Below are 19,348 nucleotides of genomic sequence, written 5' to 3'. Positions count from 1 at the left end.
CTTGTTGTTATTATGTATGCTATTTTCTTTGTTATATATGTTATTGCTACATTTATTCATTTAATTTAATTTTTTTGTTTTTGGTATCACTATAATTTGGTATCAAATGGTATATATATAATCATATATAGTGATTGTACGAAATGTGTCATTATTGTAGGTTTGTGTCGATTTTATTTCACAAATTGACATTTTAAATAAAGCGATGAAAACTTTGCGATTTTGTTTCATGGTTATGCTATTTATAACCAGTATATCTATACATGCCCAGAATGCCCGTTCTACTGTATCGGGCACAGTTGTATCTCCTGATAAGATACCCTTGGAGAATGTATCTGTTTCGATTGAAGGTACCCATTATGGGGCTTTAAGTGATGAAAATGGGAAATTCCGTTTCAGCGGGCCAATAGGCCAATATATGCTTGTTGTTTCGTCATTGGATCATAAGCCGTATAAATCGGCTGTAAACCTTAAACGGGGCGAAAATACGTTCAATATTGTATTGACGGAAAAGGCCCATGAATTAACAGAAGTGGTTGTTGAAGCTGCTGTAAACAGATTCTCGAACAAAGAGTCTGAGTATATAGCCAGACTCCCGCTCAAGAATCTTGAAAATCCGCAGGTATATTCCGTAATTGGAAAGGATCTGATTAAAGAGCAAATAATCGTCAATTTTGACGATGCTCTTAAAAATAGCTCGGGAATTGATAAACTCTGGTCTTCTACCGGACGCGGTGGTGACGGTGCTGCCTACTTTACAATAAGGGGGTTCGCTGTTCAGCCAACAATGGTAAATGGTCTGGGTGGACAAACAAACGGAGGTCTCGATCCGGCAAATATAGAACGTATTGAAGTGCTGAAAGGCCCTTCGGGAACACTGTTTGGAAGTAGTCTCGTTTCTTTTGGCGGATTGATAAATATTGTAACTAAGAGGCCATTTGAGAATTTTGCCGGTGATATATCATATACCATGGGTAGCTACGGGTTAAGCCGGATCGCAGCCGATATAAATACACCGATAGACAAGGAAAAGAAATTGTTGTTAAGGACAAATGCAGCCTATCAGACAGAAAACAGTTTTCAGGACGCAGGCTTTAAGAAGTCTGTATTTCTTGCGCCATCTTTGCTATATAAGGCGAATGATAAATTGACATTTACCGTGAATACAGAATTTTATACGTCGGAAAGTACAAATCCGTTGATGGTATTCCTTAACAGAAGCCGGGAATTGGAATTTAAGACACCTGATGAACTGGGAATGGACTATAAACGTTCATTTACAAGTAATGACATAACAATAAAAACACCTACCACTAAGTTGTTTGGTATGATGGAATATAAATTATCTGATAAATGGACGTCGCAAACATCTGTTTCGTACAGCAACCGTCAGTCGAAAGGTTTATACTCGTATGTGATGTTTCTCCAACCTCTCAGAGACGATACATTGAGCAGGTATGTCGGTTCGCAGAATACAACAGGAACAACAGTTGATATCCAGCAAAATTTTATAGGAGATTTCAAAATAGGAAATATGAGAAACCGCCTGGTGGTTGGATTTGATTATTTCAACAGTAAATCGAATGGTAGCAGCAACTATATATTGTTTGATAAAATAAGTAGTACCGGAGCCGATCCAAACTATACAAATCTGAGTGAGGCTGCTGTAAATGCCAAACTATCAGGAAATACCCCTTCCAAGTCGAATTCGAATGCAAATACATATAGCGTATATTTCTCTGATGTATTGAATGCTACCGACCGGCTTCTATTGATGGCGAGTTTACGGCTCGATTATTTTGACGACAAAGGTTATTATGATGTTAGTAGCGGGGAAACATCAGGCGATTATAGTCAGACAGCTTTCTCTCCTAAGTTTGGGGCCGTTTATCAGATATTACCGGAAAAACTTTCTATTTTTGCCAACTATATGAATGGATTTGAGAATGTAGGTTCTTCGGTTCAGCCGGACGGTTCTGTCCGTACGTTCAAACCAAAGCAGGCAAACCAAATAGAGGGAGGTATTAAAACATCATTGTTTGATGGAAAACTGGTAGGTACAGCGAGTTATTATGATATATATGTGACTAACGTAACTCGTCCTGACCCCGATCAAGTCGGTTTTACAATTCAGAACGGAGATGTTTATAGCCGTGGAGTGGAGTTTGACTTTACTGTTAATCCTATCGCTGGTCTTAGTATTATCGCCGGATACAGTTACAACGAAAGCGTAAACAAAAAGACAAGTCCATCTGTTGATGGTCGCAGGGAGATAAGCGCAGGCCCCAGAAACTTAGTAAACGGATGGGTAAGTTACACAATACAGAATGGTGTTGCCAAAGGTCTTGGATTCGGATTCGGCGGTAATTATGCAAGTGAGAATGCAATAACTAATACCGCAGAAACAGGCAGATTCGTTATTCCGGCATATACAATATTGAATGCCACCGCTTTTTATGCGACAGGGGCATTCCGTTTTGGTTTGAAAGTGGATAACCTAACCGATAAAAAATATTGGAAGGGCTGGAGCACTGTTGAACCTCAGAAGTTAAGACAGGTAATCGGAAATATTTCATTTCACTTTTAATGAACACAAAACAGAAGAAAAGCTTTTCATTCCGTAAGGTGTGCCATTGGGCGCACCTTTGGCTTGGTTTAATATCAGGGATTATTGTTTTTATTATAGCTATCACCGGTTGCATTTATACTTTTCAGGAAGAACTACGCAGCATCTTCCAGCCTCAGCAATCTGTTGTAGAGGAAGATAAGCCGTTTTTGTCACCCCATCAGCTCAAAGAGAAGGCAGAGCCATATGTATTCAAACTACCCGGTGACAGCCTGAATGCAATTTACGGCGTAAGTTACAGTAAACGGGACAAACCCGTTACAGTGGCATATAATCATAGCGAAAAAGGATATACTCTTCTGTTGTTAAACCCTTATTCGGGCGAATATATTGGAGAACAAACTTATAGTGGCGATTTTTTCGGTTTTATTCTTTCCGGTCATCGCAATCTCTGGTTACCTTATGCCATAGGGCATCAGATAGTGGGTTGGGCAGTTGTTATATTTGCGATAGTAACAATAACCGGAATTGTGCTGTGGATTCCGCGTAAATGGAAGAAAAAGGCAATAAAGGCGGGGCTGGTTATAAAACGGAAAAGCAGATCATTTATGTTATTCTACGAATTGCATAAAGTATTAGGATTTTATACGGTCTTGTTTGCCCTTATTTTCGCTCTAACAGGGCTGACATGGAGTTTCAAATGGTATTCAAATACTTATTATAAAGTAATCTCCGGAGGAGAAGAACTCAAAGAGTGGACTCCGGCTTTTTCCGATACTACTTTGGTTTCCTCATTTTCAAATCCGGATGATGTATTGTGGGAACGTGTTAAGCAGGAATATAAAATAGGAGAACAAGGTGTATTTATATTTGATTTCCCTATCGGGGAAACAGGTGCTTACCGTATTTGTTTTAATTCGGCTGATAATAATGAGACGTATTACAAGCGGCATTTTCGTTTTTTTGACCGTAACTCATTGCAGGAATTGGAAGGCGGAGGTATATATGGCATAAGTTATGAGGAATCTTCCAATGCGGATAAGTTCTACCGTATGACTTATGATATTCATGTTGGGGCAATAGGAGGTTTACCGGGCAAGATAATCATGTTTCTGGCAAGCTTTATTATTGCCAGTTTACCCGTGACCGGTTTTATTATATGGCTTAAGAAAAAGAAGCCGAAAGTGGAGAAATAAATTGGAATAACCATTGAATATATAAATGAGGCTGTCGGCATTATAGCAGGCGGCCTTTGTTCTTTTGATATCTCGCGGTATTGCAGTGTGTCATCTATGTATAAAGTATGCTTTGGAAATATACACAGCAGTATTAATGCCTGCTCACTTTTTCGTTTTCATCATGTAACACTATTTAGCTTGGGTTGTTGACTGATTCAGGATATTTCCTGATAACTTTATTCCTTCAGATTTGCTATTATTCACTTTTATGAATATTTTTTTCTCATTTGTCAAACGTAGAGAATAATTTGAGAAAAAAAACAGATATTTGTATTAATATTCATTAGTTTATATCTAAGCAAAAAGGAAATTAATAGAGAATAATGAAAAGAATACGAAACCTGATTATTTGCAGTATCCTGCTGTCAACATCGGTTCAGGCTCAAAACCAACAAGTGACTGATACTGCATCAACAAGAAAATATGCCCTGAACGAAGTCGTAGTAACAGGTTCGCGTATACCTGTTCAGCGCGATATAATCCCTGTGCCGGTAAGTATCGTAGACCGTGAAATAATAGAACAGAGTGAAGAGACTAATCTCCTTCCCGTTTTGATGAAATATGTTCCCAGCCTGTTCGTTACATCCCGCGGGATAGCAGGATACGGAGTATCTACCGGTGCGGCGGGTGGTATCAGCCTGCGTGGTTTCGGTGGAGGGGCCGGACGCGTGCTTATCCTGATAGACGGACATCCCCAATATGCGACCATTTATGGGCATCCTGTGGCTGATGCTTATATTGCATCAGATGCGCAACGTGTAGAAGTTTCACGCGGTGCGGCATCTATTCTCTACGGTTCCAATGCGATGGGGGGAGCCATCAATATCATAACCCGCAGGGCGACGGCAGATGGTAATAAGCTTTCGGCAAGATTGACGGGAGGCTCCTATGGTACACAACGCTATTCCATTACAGATACCTATCGTAATGGGCGGTTTGCAGGTGTGGTAAGCGGTAATTACGAACGCACCGACGGGCATCGTATCAATTCCGGTTTCGAATCTTTCAGTGGATTTACAAAACTGGGTTATGAACTTACAGAGGAATGGAATGTAACAGGTAATGTAAATATTGCCAGGTCCAAATCCCAAAATCCGGGAACAGAAAGCAAGCCTATGCTGGATGGAACAGCCGATGTACTGCGCGGTATGTCGGGCCTGTCTATCGAGAATAATTATGGTAAAACCAGTGGAGCCGTAAACCTGTATTACAACTGGGGTGACCATGAAATAAACGACGGTTATTTTGCAGGAGAAACACCTCGTCCGTATCTTTTCAATTCCACAGACTATATGGGTGGTGCGAATATTTACCAGTCGGCAAGCCTGTTTAAAGGAAATACAATAACAGGAGGATTCGATGCAAAGATATATGGTGGAAACGCTTACCGTGATCCTGAGACAGAGGTATATGCCGATCATATTAAACTTCACGAAGTAGCCGGCTATCTTTTTGCACAACAAGAAGTGGATATATTTATGCTGAATGTTGGAATCCGTTTGGAAAATCACAAGTTATATGGGACTGAATGGATACCACAAGCAGGTTTTTCGGTAAAGGCATCTGATTATACACACTTGAAATTCTCTGCGTCCAAAGGCTTTCGTACACCTAATTTGCGTGAATTGTATATGTATGCTTCTGCCAATGAAGATTTATTGCCCGAACGTAGCTGGAGTTATGATCTTTCCATAACACAAGGCTTGTTTGACAATCGTATGTCAGCAGAATTGACTTTTTTCTACACCGAAGGGGATAACATAGTAGAGACCGTTCAGGTAGATGGTCGTCCGCAAAACCGTAATGTGGGTGAGTTTACCAACAAAGGAATAGAATTCAGCCTCAATTATCAACTGCTGAAAAACTTCAGATTGCATACTAATTACAGTTATCTCCATATGGATACACCCATAACAGGTGCCCCGAGACATAAGCTATATGCAGGTATGTCGTACAATCCGGGTAAGTTTTCATTTAGTGCAGGTGCACAACTTATAGATAAACTGTATCTTTCTACCGGAGACAATGCTCAAAAAAGCAGCTATACATTAGTAGATGCCCGTGCGTCTTATCGTGCAATGAAATGGCTCGAAGTTTTTGCTAAGGGAGATAACCTATTAGCAAGAAAATACGAGACAATGCTTGGCTTTCCTATGCCACGTGCTACATTCATGGGCGGAGTAAACTTTAATTTTTAACATAGTAAAGGGCAAACCATAAGTCCCAATAATTCTCATTTACTATAAAAAGAATTAACAGACTATTTATCTACTTTTGCATCCCATAGAAAAGTTGAAAAAATGAGCACAAAACTAAAAGGTACTATATACGGTGTTATTGCAGCTGTAAGCTATGGGACAAATCCTCTTGGCGCATTGTTCCTGTATAAGGAAGGACTAAATGTGAATTCGGTATTATTTTACAGGTTCTCTTTGGCAGCTATAATCCTCGCCGGGATAATCTTCGTACAAAAGAAATCGTTTGGCGTAACCCGAAAGGAATTAGGCCTGTTAGGTATTTTAGGTATATTGTTTGCCACTTCAGCTTTGTCCTTATTCACCAGTTTTCACTATATGGATGCAGGGGTAGCATCTACCATTCTTTTTGTTTATCCTGTAATGGTGGCTGTTATAATGGCTCTATTCTTTAAAGAGAAACTATCTATGGTGACCGTATTGTCTATTTCATTGGCTCTGGGAGGGATAGCTCTACTTTATAATGGAGAGGGTGGGAGTACATTAAGTTCAATAGGGGTATTACTGGTGATGTTGTCATCCCTAACATATGCAGTCTACATAATAGTTGTGAACAAATCAACATTAATGATGTCATCCGTAAAACTTACATTTTATGTTCTGATTTTTTGCATGCTGGTAATTGTAGTACATTCATTCTCCGAAACAAAGAACCATCTACAACTACTTACAACACCTTCTATGTGGATGTGGGCTGCCATGCTGGCATTGGTTCCTACTGTTATATCCCTGATTACAATGGTTAAAGCAGTGCATGCTATCGGTTCTACACCGACTGCAATAATGGGCGCACTGGAGCCACTTACAGCTGTAGTTATCGGCATAGCGATTTTTGGAGAGATTCTTACTGTAAGGTTAGCTACAGGTATTGTTTTGATTTTATCCGCTGTTATTATCATCATAGCCGGAAAATCCATTACGCCTCTTAAACTTCATGCAGCCGTTAATAGCGTTGGGCGGGTTCTGAAAAAATATTTCAGATGGAAATAAAATATTTTAGGTAGACTCTTATACCTGTGATTGAGGAAATATCGATTGCGAATATTCAAAGTTTAACTTTTGGCTTGTACATATCCAGTTGCATTAAGTTACATTCTTTTTTCATGCGTATGGAATATTCCAATCTTCCTACTTCCGGGCTAATATTATTTGAGCCAAAAGTAAATTTAACTCCGGCTCTTTTTGCCTTCATTATGATCGTTTTGTTGGGAATGTTATATAGTTCATTTATTTCTAAAGCCATACCACTTTTAGCGAGCGCATCGATGACTTTATTTATCCTGTCTTCAGTCCAGAATGCATCATAACGGTCGTTCATTTGTTCAGGAAGAAAGAATGGGTTGACATATACATCAGCCGGCTCTTGTAAAACCGAACATATTCGATCAACAATCATGTCCATGTATTGTTGCTCATCATTGATTACAACTTCTTCATTTACCCATAAGTGCACCCGTCGCCCTCTTAGGTCATTAAAGGTCAAAGCATCTGTAAATACAAAGTCAAACCCGTGCCGGGCCTTTTCAGAGAAAGTTGTTACCCATTCCCGGCCTTCGCCCTGCATAGCAAGTATGAAGGGTTGGGTATGCATTGTGTCCAGAAAATTAAAGGCATCTTTGTCGTTTGTAACCGGAAATCCAATTCCGCAGTTAGGAGCAACGGCATAGTTAATACCTGTCTTTCGTGATTGCTTTGCCGCTGCTTCCTTTGTAAATCCTCCTTTTAAATGTACATGATAATCGAGAACCGGAAAATCTTCCTGATGAAGATGAAGTATGTCATCGTTTTGTTCGTCTTTAGCAATGGTCAGTTGCGCAGGAATGTTTATATCTTTTCTGTCGAGTGTTTCAATTGAAATATTTTTAAGCTCTATAGCTCCGTCCCCTTTGCCTGCTACCGAAATTGTACCGCTCGAGAGAATACATTTATCGTTTGGTGATATACGCAACGGATCTGCGGGTTCTATATATTCTACAACAGGCTCTCCGTTCACTTTCACTACTATGGATTGACCTTCTACCCGGATATTCATAGTAAACCATTGATTATCTTTTACCAGACTTTTGGTGAGATTGCGTACAGATAAGAGGCTACCAGTCATTCTCCACCATATCGGGTCAGTAGCGTCATTGTTAATTGCTATCCGGTAGCCTTTACCGGAATCATCAGTATGAAAACAGATAAAGCCTTTGCCATTTTGTGTGGTTCGTAATACTAACTTTAAGTCGAAATCTTTATATTTACCGTTTTTCAGTGTGGCACGGGAATTTGGTCCTGAGAGTATTAGTATGCTGTCATTTATAGAAACATTACCGACAGTTTGCCAATCTTTATTGCCGTTACCATTAAATAATATCCTGCTTTTCGAATCAGTGCAGGAATTTAACCAAATGAAACTTAAAACGAGTAATAATATTATTATCCGGCTCATATATCAAAGGCTTAATTCAATTTTTCTACAGATAGAAAAAGCTTAATTATTTACTATAGCTGGCTTTCACAAATTGGGCATCGAGCAGATACTCCAGACTGGTTTTTATACTTTCTTCAATAGTCGTGCTATATTTTTCTACTTCAACGATGATATGTTTTACACCGGCTGTTTCGGCATTCTTAAAGATAGCGTCAAATCCGACCATCCCGCTTTGTCCGATTTCACGATGGTCTTTTATATGCAGGACAGAGAATCTGCCCGGATATTTGTTAAAATAATCGACCGGACTATTTTTGCCTATTACGACCCAATATACGTCCATCTCAATAAATACAAATTCCGGATTTGTATTTTCAATCATGTAGTCCATCATCACTACTTCGTCTTCTACTTTCTGGAATTCATGGGCATGGTTATGATATCCGTATTTCAGCCCGTTAGCTTTACATCTTTTACCTATTTCGTTGTAATAATCACAATACGTTTTTAAGTCTTTAACTGTCTTAGGTATCTCCAGCCATGGGGTAACAATATAAGTCATTCCGGCATCTTTATGTGCTTTAATTGCTGTATCCCACCATTTTAAAGATTCTGTAAAATCGCCGGAAGCCAGCTCTTCGGGTGCCAATGGTTTGGTGCAATGTGAAGACAGGACTTTCAACCCGGCTGTTTCTACGTCTTTTCTGAATTCCTGTGGTGTGCGGTTATAGAATTTGCCATCATTATATCCGGCTGCTTCTACTGCGGTATACCCCATTTGTGCCAGTTCTTTGAGTATTGCTGTATAATCGGCATCATACTTCCCTGTTTGATTTACATAACTGCCAATTCTATCTCTGACTGAATATAACTGTATGGCTATATCTTTTTTTGCATTTCCTTTGTTCTGTGCATGAATCGTTTGTGGTAATATTATTAATGAAGCTAATACCAACAGTAAATAAACCTTATTTTTCATGATATTTATTTCTGGATTGTTAATACTGAAACATACTCCATAGGAGAGTCTTTAAACTCCCCTACGGAATTGATAACCAAACTCTAAAAAACTATTAATCTAAAACCTTTATACGTATATTGCGGAACCATACATCATCTCCATGATCCTGGAGTCCGATATATCCTTCCCGGTCTGGTCCTCCTACATTATTCAATAATTCGAAAGCCAGCGGCCATTTTTCCTTGCTGAATTTGCTTGCTTGCAGCATATCTGTCCATTGTGGAGTCCAAAGATGATATTCAACCACGTTTTCACCGTTTTGCCCATGTATCACAGTCCCTTTATAGACCATTATCTTAGCCTGGTTCCACTCGCCGAAAGGCTTCGCGTTTTGTGGTTTAGCCGGGATCATATCATATAATGACATTGACTTGCGGTTGTTATCTTTACCCAATTTTGCATCAGGGTGATTTTCGTTATCTAAAACCTGTGCTTCAGGAGAAGAAATATAAATAGGCTCCATTCTCATCTCTCCTGTTTTGGGATCTTTGGATTCTATTTCTTGCGCCAGAATAAATATACCGGAATTACTTCCCTTAGCTACTTTGTATTCCAGTTCGAGTTCGAAATTTTTGAACTTATGTGCAAAAATCAGATCACCTCCGTCTCCGTCCTGTGCTTCTCCACCACCCGAACCTTTGAATTTAATAGCTCCATTATCTATTGTCCATTTTCCCGGAACATTATCTTTGCCGTATCCACGCCAGCCTTTCAGGTCTTTTCCATCAAACAGGATAATGTAGCCATCTTTGTCTGTTTTAAACTCGGATAAGTTAACCTGCGGCTTATCAAGAGCTCTATATTCAGGCAACTTGCTTTCTTCTGTTTTACTTTCGTCCATATTAGTATTGCTGCTTTCAGCCTTGTTTGAACTACCTCCGCATGCTGCCATAAAGCCTGATAGCAGGATGCAACTGATTGTATATAAAGATTTATTCATCTCTCTATTTTTTATATTGTAATAATTATATGGTTTATCTTGGCATTTCGGGGAGTTTCCATCCTTCACGGTATGTATGTTTGATTAACTCCTGTGCATAAGCTTGCGCATTTACCGGGTCAGTCCATGTCTTGTCGAATGTCGGATGCCCGTCTTTAATCTGAAAGCCATCTTTGATAACAGTGCGAATGGTTGCGTTCGGACCGATATTGGTAAATTTCATATTTGGTCCGTCCCAATGCAATTCCTGATTAAGAGATTGTAATCTCACCGCAAGCACACCCATAACCACCATTTCGTTAAACGGACCGGCCTCACTGAAAGGTGATGCAGTCTGAACACGGTTCGAAGCATCTTCTTTACATGCACGTACCCAATCCATTTCGTGGGAAGTTGTCACTTCTCTTAATACTTTAGGCGCATTCGGGGTTCTGCCGGAAAGCAACCATGGGCGTACACCATAGCAACCACAGATAAGAGTGTCTTTTGTTCCATGAAATATCACGCCACCCCCTTCATCATTCAGATCTTTATTGGCAGGGAATCCTTCAGGCAGTCTTGGTCTCAATCCTCCGTCGTACCAGATTACTTTAACCTCAGGCATTGCTACTTTAGGCATGTTTTCCCGGGCCGGGAATGTTAGTTCTACAGTTTGGGCACTAGGTGCACTATCAGTCAGAAGAAGAGTTGAGCTCGCCTGTGCCTTGGTTGGATAACTTAACTTTAAACCCTTAAAAACAGGATGCAGGATATGGCAGGCCATATCTCCTAACGCGCCTGTTCCGAAATCCCACCAGCCACGCCAGTTCCACGGTGTATAAATAGAGTTATATTCACGATATTTTGCAGGTCCGAGGAATAGATCCCAGTTAAGGGTATTTGGGGCTTTTTCTCCTTTTTCGGGACGGTTAAGCCCTTGTGGCCAGATAGGACGGTCGGTAAAGGCTTCCACTTTTGTTATTTCACCTATCTCACCATTCCATATCCATTCACACATTTTGCGCACGCCTTCACCGGATGCACCCTGATTACCCATTTGTGTCGCAACTTTATGTTTTTCAGCCAGTTTTGTGAGTAGGCGTGATTCATAGACAGTATGGGTCAATGGTTTTTCTACATACACGTGTTTTCCCATTGTCATAGCTTCAGCCGCTACAATAGCATGTGTATGGTCTGCCGTTGCAATCATTACCCCGTCAGCCTCTTTTCCCAGTTCCTCAAACATCTTGCGATAATCGTAATATTTCTTCGCGTTAGGGTATTCCTTAAATACATTTGCGCTATATTTCCAGTCCACATCGCATAGTCCTATGATATTCTGAGAATTCATACTTCTTAAGACGTGTGCCCCGCGACCGCCTACACCTACACCTATGATGTTAAGTTTATCACTGGGAGCAACATGTCCGAATGATTTTCCCAGAACGGTATTTGGCACTACTGCTAGTCCGGCTAATGCTGTAGCTCCTGTTTTCAGGAACTTTCTTCTTGAAAAGTCTGACATAATTTAAAAATTGTATTTATTAGTAACTGAAATATTATATTTGTTGTAACAGGCCATACCCGTTTTTCATTGTTTTTCTCCTTTGCAATATTTTTTCCAGAGTCTGTATTTCTCCTATAGCCGGCAAGTCCTTACTCTTGGCATCTTCCAGAAATTCCCATGCATATTCTGAGGATATGGCCGAGTCTCGGAGTGTTGGCAAGTTGGGGTGTCTGATACCTGATTCTATGGAATCGGCAAACAAGTTACATAATACGTCTATGTTTTTCCCCCCGAATGGCCTTTCTTCCCGTATAGTCTGGGTGACTCCGTGTAGTTCGACCACAGCTGTTTTAAAGTCGTGTGTCATACGGGCAATACCTTCAGTTCCAATCATATCTATATATGAGTTGTGTGTCTGCTTGGCTGATAATTGTCCATAGACATGTCCCTGTGTAATATCGAAGACAACACCATTCTCAAATGTCCCGTGACACTGTAGCCACCACGGGTCTTTATAATTCCACATCCGTACAGCCTGCGCGTTCCATGTCCTGAAATTACAGTCGGTGTACCAGCGTGCGATGTCTACATAATGCATTCCGCAATCGTGAAATGACGGGCCTTCGTATTCATGCCCTTCTCCCGGGGCTAATCCCGGTGTAAGATGGCATATGCGTATGATGGCCAACTCGCCGATTTCGCCTTTTTGTATAAAGTCTTTGATTAATTTATGATACCACGAGTTGCGCAGATAAAGATTTACTGTAGAGAACAAATGTGTACTTTCTGCAACACTCACAGCATTCCATTCCCTTGTAATAGTATCTGCTATCGGTTTTTCGGAAATGACGTGTTTTCCGCTTTGAATCGCTTTCTCTATTTGTTCCTTTCTTGAGTTGGCCAGAGCAAACAGACCAACAACCTGTACTGTCGGGTCATCAAATATTTTCTGTTCGTTTTCTATAATTTCAGATTCCGGAGAAAGTTTTCTGGCTAGTTCCCGTGAGCTTGGGCTTACGTCACATATATAAGCCACATTCCACCGTCCACTCTTCTGCATCTCCTGAAGATAAAACCTTCCCATCCTGCCAAACCCTATGAGTCCGACTTTAATTTTAGTATTCATGCTATTAACGATAAAAGATCATTTGTTAATTTATAGAGGAAAAGCGTCAGGCAAAAACATTTCAATTGCCTTTCATGGTAAAAAATATTCGGATTTTCCTCTTGATTACAAAACTAGCAGCAAATGATACCGGTCGGTTTTTCTAAGTAGTATTTTGTAGAAGTAGTTTTTCTGTATGTTGTTGATATGTAATGGATAAGGTTTTTTTTGAAGTTAAAAAATGTAGACCGGTTAGAATAAATTTATTCTGTTTTTTTGCTTATTGTCCCTATTTTCATAACCATTTCTTCAAACTCATCACGATTGGAAGCGGCTTTGTTTCTCATCTTTGTCCGGTAGTTGTAAATTGTACTCATAGAGCAGCGAAGAAAACTAGCAATCTTAGTACTGTCTGTTATGCCTAACCGTAAGAGGGCATAAATCCGTAATTCCTTATTTAGCAGATCTTCCGTTTTGAGTGTAACCTGTTCTTCCTTTGCCAGAAGAGAATTAAAATCGGAAACAAATGTGGGGTATAAACTTAAAAAGGTATTGTCAAAATGTGCATATAAGTCATCCAGTTCTTTATCAACTACTGTGGTCGATTTCAATTTTTTAATCAGTTCTTCATAGTGCCTGTTTATACCCAACTTGTAAAGGGTCTTACGATAATCCTCCATTTTGTCGATGTAAGTCGAGCAAAGATCCAGAAATTGAGCAATATACTGCTCCTTGATCTGGTTCGATTCCCATAACTGCTCATTCCTTTCGTTCAGCAAATTATTGGTACCATTAATCTCTTCATTCAGAGTAATCAGCTTTTTATTGGTTCCGGACAGTTCTTCTTTAATCCGGGATAATTTTTTCATCTGTTTATAGATATATATCACCAATAAAATGAGAAATAGAGACAGTAGGCTTATCAATACCAGATAAGTTTTTAATTTACTGTTTGTCTTTGCTTCTTTTGCCTGATACGAAGCATTGATAATCGAATAGAACTTTGACATTTCTGCGGTACGGAATTGAACTCCCGAAAAGACAGCATCCTCGATAGCAGATTGTGTATACTTGAAGGCTTTTGATATATCGTCACTGTTATAATATATAACCGCCAGACGTTGAAAAGAGGCATTTTCCTTTATGGAATTTTTTATATCAGCTATGGCCGACATAGTATAATATTTTTTTTCCAGTTCCGTATTGCCCTTCATCGCGTTTATTGTTCCCAGATAATGAGTAATCAAAGCATATTCAGGAGTGTCGATATCTTCTGTGTTAAGCAGGTCGTTCAGTAACTCGGATGCTTTTTCCGTATTGCGCAAAGTGATATATCTGTGGGCAATATTAATCTTATATAAAAAAGAAGATTGATCCAAAACACCTAGCAATGAGTCTCTGTACATTTCCACCTGATGATAGTATTTACTTTGGTTGCTTGTAGCTCCGTAGTGTTCGTAAAACCGGGAGTATGTTTCATAATATTCGGCCAACAGGTCTTTTGGAAGTTTGTGCGAATCCAGGCTTGTCAGTATTTTCTCCGATTCCAGTAATCTTCCGGCATAGGAGTAGACTTTGGCAAGGTTAATGTCTGAATTATATTTCAGATTTTGGTTATTCAGAGATTCTGCAATCTGCACATTTCTTTCAGCATAATGTATTGCCGAATCCAGTTTAAATTTCTTGTATTCGTTGTACAGCCTGAGGTTTATCTCATATTCATATTCCGAGGAAGAAGATTTCTTTTCCAACAGCTTTTTGAGGTTGCTGATTCCTTTTTCTTTTTGTTCTGTAAATTGTTCTTTATTATCAATTATATGATCCAGATAATCAGACATGGACTTCAGATCATCTTTTCCATATAGTGAAATAGAAAAAATGAAAAAAATAAGAGGCACAATATAATACTTTTGACGTATACTTCTTTTGTTTCTCATGGTTCTTTATAACCTTGTCCCGGGGCACATCTGTTTGTTGAAATACAAATGTATCTGATTATATTCAGATGCGAAATGATACAGGTCAATTTTTGTATAAAATTCACAACTTAAGGTCTATCTTTGATCGTAAAGAACCTTCTCCATATGTTAAGCTATTATCTCAACAATATTGCCTTCAGGGTCCGATATTACGCTCTCATAATAACCGTCGCCTGATGTTCTGGGCTCGCCTTCTATTATGTATCCATCTTTACGGAGTAGTTCCGTCAGTTCATTGACAGCTTCTTTGCTACCTACCGTAACGGCAAAATGAGTATTTCCCATAATTAATCCCCTGTTTCCGGGATTACTTGAAATATCGGGACGGTTCATCAATTCTATCCGGCATCCTCCATCATTAAATTTTATAAAATATGAGGTAAATCTTTTTTGGGAATTAAAATATTTTTCACCGGATGTTGTGTCAAAGTATTTAAGATAAAATTCGCGCATTCGTTCAATATCTTCGACCCATATAGCTAAATGTTCTATTCTCATAATATATTTACTGATGATTATCGTCGTCCAAAGATACATGCTAAGACAACTATATCAAAATTTTCATAGTGTGTTTCACCTCCTATAAGTATCGGAAACGCACTATGAAAATTTGATGTTCGTCCTATCTTACAACAGAAGATAATACTTGTTTCATAAAGTTTTTATCATCAGAGTCGAAGCGTATATTTGACTTTATCTGGAAATTATTCTTTGGATTCACAAGTTTTATTATTATATGGTTCCAACCTTTGTCAAGCATAATATTGGGAATTTTACTGTCTTCTTTTCCTGTAATTTCCATAGAAGCAATCTGATGGCTATTCAGATAAACCGTAATGCCACCCTCTAATCCTACATACATATCCATACTAGGCATATCCGGCTCAGCCAGCAGGTTGCTTAAAGAACGCGGACTATATATCCAGAAACTCATATATGCCACAGGTACTCTGTCTCTTTCGGGTTTGGCTAAAGTAAAGGTTCCATTATTATCACTGGTGGCAACTTTCCAATTCTCATTATCGGATATAGTGTTTAGTTGTGGAACAATGGATGATTCGCCATGTATAAAATCGGTAGATAACAGTTTGTCTGCGCTCTGGGGATTTTTACTTAAAGGCCCTAACAACAGTGTGCGGTGCAATCTGGCGTTACTACTGAGAGCTTGCATGTTCTTTATATTGTCATTTGATATGGCAGCCCCCAGATTAGACAAAATCTTTGTCAATAGAGCGGTTGTTTCCATCGAGATTTCACTCAGGTCTAAAGAGGAAATGATAATTTCTGCGTTTCCTGATTCTATAGAAGCAATTACGATATCAGAACCTTTTGCTTCGCGTTCGCTACGAAAAACATTTCCCGTCTTAGATGTTTCCGCTTGATAATTCCAGCGCTGCCAATCTGTATTACAAGCTCTCAGGATAATATTTGCTTTCATAGCAAAATCACCCGATAAGCCATAATGCATAGCTGTTTTTCCTCTAGGGATTAGTTCAGAGAAATAGAAATCGGAATGATTTAACCCTTGCAGAAGTAAAGGATTCCCTTCTTTCAGGAAAGATGTAGCCTGCCTGTCTTCTAAAGTCACAACATATGGCATAAATTTATTAATAAAGTCTATTGATTGTCTGTTAATACCTATTACAAATATTTTAGCCCCGGCCTCTATCGCTTTCTGTATTTTAGACAACAGATTTTGGGTATTATCCGTTAAATTATTGCCATCGACTATTACAACGCTCTTATTGGTCACTTTACCCTCTGTAAGAATTTTTAACCCTATGTTTTCTAAGTCTTCTTTCAGTTTAGAACTTTGCGATGCATACACAATGATTGCATCTGCAATATCTACTTCCTTTTCCTTTTCTATCTTATCTTTTATTTTTCCGCTATAAGGGAGTATGGGCGTAGCATTTGCATTCCGTACGGCTTCGAATAGGGGCCATGTACGGTATAAGGGTAGTGAGGCGTCGTAACCCGGATTCAATGTTGTTGTATATGGCCCCAACCTTTCAGGCTGCATGCCATATGCTCCTTCTTCGAATCCAAAGAAAATTCCATCTTCGGGTAAAGGTGGGCGCTTCGTATTTTTCAGCCCTAGTTCGAGAGGTTGCAAGGCGTACCAGGCCATATTGAATATCGAGCTGTATGACGCGTTCAACTCCCGTTGTGTTTTTATTAATCCATAACTCTCGATAGCAACGGCTTCCATTCGTCCCTGCATACTTTCGTATGCTCTGTTTCCATTGTACTCAGAAACTTGTTTGGGCGTTCCATAGTATGCCATACTTTGTTCTCCTATGCCCCAGGGTTTACCTTCCGATGACCATTTTTTCATTCCATCCATGCCTCCATAATGTCCTATGACTGTAGGAAGATTTGTTGGACGGTCGGTTTCTCCATCACCGGAAATCCAGGGGCGGGTAGGGTCTGCTTCCATTGTGATCTTAACCCATCTGTTTATTTCATCCAGTTGCTTCTGAATAAGCGGTTCCGGGGCTTTAAAAACATGCATGGCTACAGGTACCGTTTCATTACAAACACTCCAACCAAATACCGATGCATGATTTTTATCCCGTTTTATCAGACGGCGGATATGCTCGGCACAACTTTCCCAGTAGTTGTCACTGTCAATTTTAGGACCGCCATCGCTCGACCAAATGCCGGTTTCATCAAGTACGCATATTCCCATTTCGTCGGCAACATCCAGATAAAAACGGGGAAAAGGCTGGGCATGAAAGCGTACTGCATTGGCATTGGCATCTTTCAGCATGCTGAACCATGCCCATGTATAACGGCGGGTCATTTGAGGTACACCCATAAAGTGCCATGAGTCGCCCCTTAATGAGATAGGATCTCCATTAAGTAAGAGGCGGTCGCCGGATATAGAGAATTGGCGCCATCCGAATCTGTCTTGCTTTATGTCGATTGTCTTGTTATTTTCTTTCAGGCTTACTACAGCTCCGTACAGATTTGGAGTATCAGGTGTCCAGTAATCCAATTCGTTAGAAACGGCTTTCTGTATGGTTATTTTAGTTACAGTATTTGCCGCTAATGTCACTTTTTTCTCTTCAGGAAAGGTCAGAGATGCTTTTGTTGCAAGCTCGCTCTTTTCTTCAGGACTTTCATTTATTGAACGGCCGGCCAGATTATACCATTTTTTTATTTCTGTGTTCAGGCTTATTGTTTTCTTTTGGGCAGTGGTATTATTAATTTCGAGTTCTATTTTTAGATTTTTGTTCTGTACATCAGGCTGAATAAAGATATCTCGTATATACACAGGATTATATGCAAATAAATATACATCCTGCCAGATTCCCGCCATTTCTATACCCCACATTGAACCTCCGACATATGTCCGGCGTCCGTATTTGCCCGGTTCGTCGAACAGACTACCTTTAGCAACACCAACCATTATTTCATTTTTCTGTCCGGCTTTGATATACGGGGTGATATCTGCTTCAAAAGGCAGGAATAGCTCGAAATTGTCCGCTACCTTTTGTCCGTTCACATATACTTCGCTTTTTCCCATTACTCCTTCAAAATGGAGTATTATCTGTTTTCCGTTCCAGTCGGCCGGTATAGATATATTCTTCTTCATCCAGCCTATTTGAGCTTTTTTCCATTCTTTAGGATAACTGGGATAGGTTATAAAATCACCACCTTGTCCATCTGTGAAATTATTTACATTCCAGGGAGATGGTATTTTTATAGGAACATTCTCTTTTTTGAATGTGGACGGGAACCGGAAATCTGTGGCTTTTGCATTATAAACAGGCATAAAATCCCATTTCCCGTTTAAACATAATTCCTGACGGTAAGGCTTTTCTTCTTCATATACTAACCCTCTTACCGGATTAAATGGAAATTTATAATCTATCCGGGACTGTGCCTGTACTTTATTTGTACATATCGTACAGAGGAGGATAGCTGCTATAAACTTTAAATAATTTTTTTTCATGAAACTGGTATTTATATAATAATTTAAGACACATAATTACCGCTATCGGGAAAAGGCTAAACTTTTCCGGAAGGGCTATACAAATAAAGCCGGAACTGATTAACGGTCTGATTAACTTTTAGGTAAAAAAAAGATTAAAATGTGAGGTCTTATTTATTATATATAAAAATGAAGTAATAAAAAGTCGGGCAAATGTACGAAAATTGTCACTTATAATTATTAGCTTAATTTTCATTTATTAACTATATAATGTTAAAACCTGACACATCTGACACTTTTTCTACTATTTTTATCTTGTTGTTTTTGCTTTCTTTAACTGTATATAGTTGAAAAGTAACAGAAGTAACAGAAAACTAATGTACTAATTAGCCAATATGCCGATGT

Annotated in this window: 12 protein-coding genes; 4 read left to right on the top strand and 8 right to left on the bottom strand. The window is 39.3% G+C overall.

What is annotated here, in order from left to right; translation table 11 throughout:
- The first annotated feature begins 205 nt into the window (after positions 1-205).
- The 4 genes from B3317_RS13005 (at position 206) to B3317_RS12990 (ending at position 7,049) form a co-directional block, all read left to right on the top strand.
- On the top strand, positions 206-2,587 hold the full coding sequence (locus tag B3317_RS13005; protein WP_291112276.1) for a TonB-dependent receptor: 2,382 nt from the start codon (positions 206-208) through the stop codon (positions 2,585-2,587).
- Complete coding sequence (locus B3317_RS13000; RefSeq protein ID WP_291112275.1) at positions 2,587-3,762, top strand: PepSY-associated TM helix domain-containing protein; 1,176 nt, start codon at positions 2,587-2,589, stop codon at positions 3,760-3,762. The genes B3317_RS13005 and B3317_RS13000 overlap by 1 nt, the downstream gene beginning before the upstream one ends.
- A 365-nt stretch (positions 3,763-4,127) precedes the next feature.
- Positions 4,128-6,002 carry a TonB-dependent receptor gene (locus B3317_RS12995; protein ID WP_291112274.1) on the top strand — a complete coding sequence of 625 codons (1,875 nt, stop codon included), beginning with the start codon at positions 4,128-4,130 and terminating at the stop codon, positions 6,000-6,002.
- Positions 6,003-6,104: 102 nt separating this feature from the next.
- On the top strand, positions 6,105-7,049 hold the full coding sequence (locus B3317_RS12990) for a DMT family transporter (RefSeq protein WP_291112273.1): 945 nt from the start codon (positions 6,105-6,107) through the stop codon (positions 7,047-7,049).
- A 55-nt stretch (positions 7,050-7,104) separates the two neighbouring features.
- On the opposite strand, the gene B3317_RS12985 is transcribed toward B3317_RS12990, so the two are convergent.
- From B3317_RS12985 to B3317_RS12950, 8 genes are all read right to left on the bottom strand, one after another.
- A complete protein-coding gene (locus tag B3317_RS12985; RefSeq protein ID WP_291112272.1) occupies positions 7,105-8,490 on the bottom strand; it encodes a DUF1080 domain-containing protein in 1,386 nt (461 codons plus the stop codon).
- A 46-nt stretch (positions 8,491-8,536) separates the two neighbouring features.
- Entirely contained in the window at positions 8,537-9,451 is a 915-nt protein-coding gene (locus tag B3317_RS12980; protein WP_291112271.1) for a sugar phosphate isomerase/epimerase family protein, read from the bottom strand.
- A gap of 94 nt (positions 9,452-9,545) precedes the next feature.
- Complete coding sequence (locus B3317_RS12975; RefSeq protein ID WP_291112270.1) at positions 9,546-10,433, bottom strand: 3-keto-disaccharide hydrolase; 888 nt, start codon at positions 10,431-10,433, stop codon at positions 9,546-9,548.
- Positions 10,434-10,467: 34 nt separating this feature from the next.
- The gene (locus B3317_RS12970) at positions 10,468-11,937 is read right to left on the bottom strand and encodes a Gfo/Idh/MocA family protein (protein WP_291112269.1); all 1,470 of its coding nucleotides are present in this window, start codon (positions 11,935-11,937) and stop codon (positions 10,468-10,470) included.
- A 34-nt stretch (positions 11,938-11,971) separates the two neighbouring features.
- A complete protein-coding gene (locus tag B3317_RS12965; protein ID WP_291112268.1) occupies positions 11,972-13,045 on the bottom strand; it encodes a Gfo/Idh/MocA family protein in 1,074 nt (357 codons plus the stop codon).
- Positions 13,046-13,287: 242 nt separating this feature from the next.
- Positions 13,288-14,961, bottom strand: coding sequence for a DUF6377 domain-containing protein (locus B3317_RS12960; protein WP_291112266.1), 1,674 nt, complete (start codon positions 14,959-14,961; stop codon positions 13,288-13,290).
- Between the two features lie 150 nt (positions 14,962-15,111).
- Positions 15,112-15,501 carry a VOC family protein gene (locus B3317_RS12955; protein WP_291112263.1) on the bottom strand — a complete coding sequence of 130 codons (390 nt, stop codon included), beginning with the start codon at positions 15,499-15,501 and terminating at the stop codon, positions 15,112-15,114.
- 124 nt (positions 15,502-15,625) lie between these two features.
- On the bottom strand, positions 15,626-18,964 hold the full coding sequence (locus B3317_RS12950; protein WP_291112261.1) for a glycoside hydrolase family 2 protein: 3,339 nt from the start codon (positions 18,962-18,964) through the stop codon (positions 15,626-15,628).
- Positions 18,965-19,348: the final 384 nt, after the last annotated feature.

Origin of the sequence: Dysgonomonas sp. UBA7710 (assembly GCF_002482385.1) — a bacterium.
In the GTDB taxonomy this organism is placed as follows: Bacteria; Bacteroidota; Bacteroidia; order Bacteroidales; family Dysgonomonadaceae; genus Dysgonomonas.
This window is presented reverse-complemented; position numbering and strand designations above follow the sequence as displayed.

Excerpts from the sequence above, each read along its gene's own strand:
- B3317_RS13005 (WP_291112276.1), top strand. The coding sequence starts at position 206 with ATGAAAACTTTGCGATTTTGTTTCATGGTTATGCTATTTATAACCAGT.
- B3317_RS13000 (WP_291112275.1), top strand. The coding sequence starts at position 2,587 with ATGAACACAAAACAGAAGAAAAGCTTTTCATTCCGTAAGGTGTGCCAT.
- B3317_RS12995 (WP_291112274.1), top strand. The coding sequence starts at position 4,128 with ATGAAAAGAATACGAAACCTGATTATTTGCAGTATCCTGCTGTCAACA.
- B3317_RS12990 (WP_291112273.1), top strand. The coding sequence starts at position 6,105 with ATGAGCACAAAACTAAAAGGTACTATATACGGTGTTATTGCAGCTGTA.
- B3317_RS12985 (WP_291112272.1), bottom strand. The coding sequence starts at position 8,490 with ATGAGCCGGATAATAATATTATTACTCGTTTTAAGTTTCATTTGGTTA.
- B3317_RS12980 (WP_291112271.1), bottom strand. The coding sequence starts at position 9,451 with ATGAAAAATAAGGTTTATTTACTGTTGGTATTAGCTTCATTAATAATA.
- B3317_RS12975 (WP_291112270.1), bottom strand. The coding sequence starts at position 10,433 with ATGAATAAATCTTTATATACAATCAGTTGCATCCTGCTATCAGGCTTT.
- B3317_RS12970 (WP_291112269.1), bottom strand. The coding sequence starts at position 11,937 with ATGTCAGACTTTTCAAGAAGAAAGTTCCTGAAAACAGGAGCTACAGCA.
- B3317_RS12965 (WP_291112268.1), bottom strand. The coding sequence starts at position 13,045 with ATGAATACTAAAATTAAAGTCGGACTCATAGGGTTTGGCAGGATGGGA.
- B3317_RS12960 (WP_291112266.1), bottom strand. The coding sequence starts at position 14,961 with ATGAGAAACAAAAGAAGTATACGTCAAAAGTATTATATTGTGCCTCTT.
- B3317_RS12955 (WP_291112263.1), bottom strand. The coding sequence starts at position 15,501 with ATGAGAATAGAACATTTAGCTATATGGGTCGAAGATATTGAACGAATG.
- B3317_RS12950 (WP_291112261.1), bottom strand. The coding sequence starts at position 18,964 with ATGAAAAAAAATTATTTAAAGTTTATAGCAGCTATCCTCCTCTGTACG.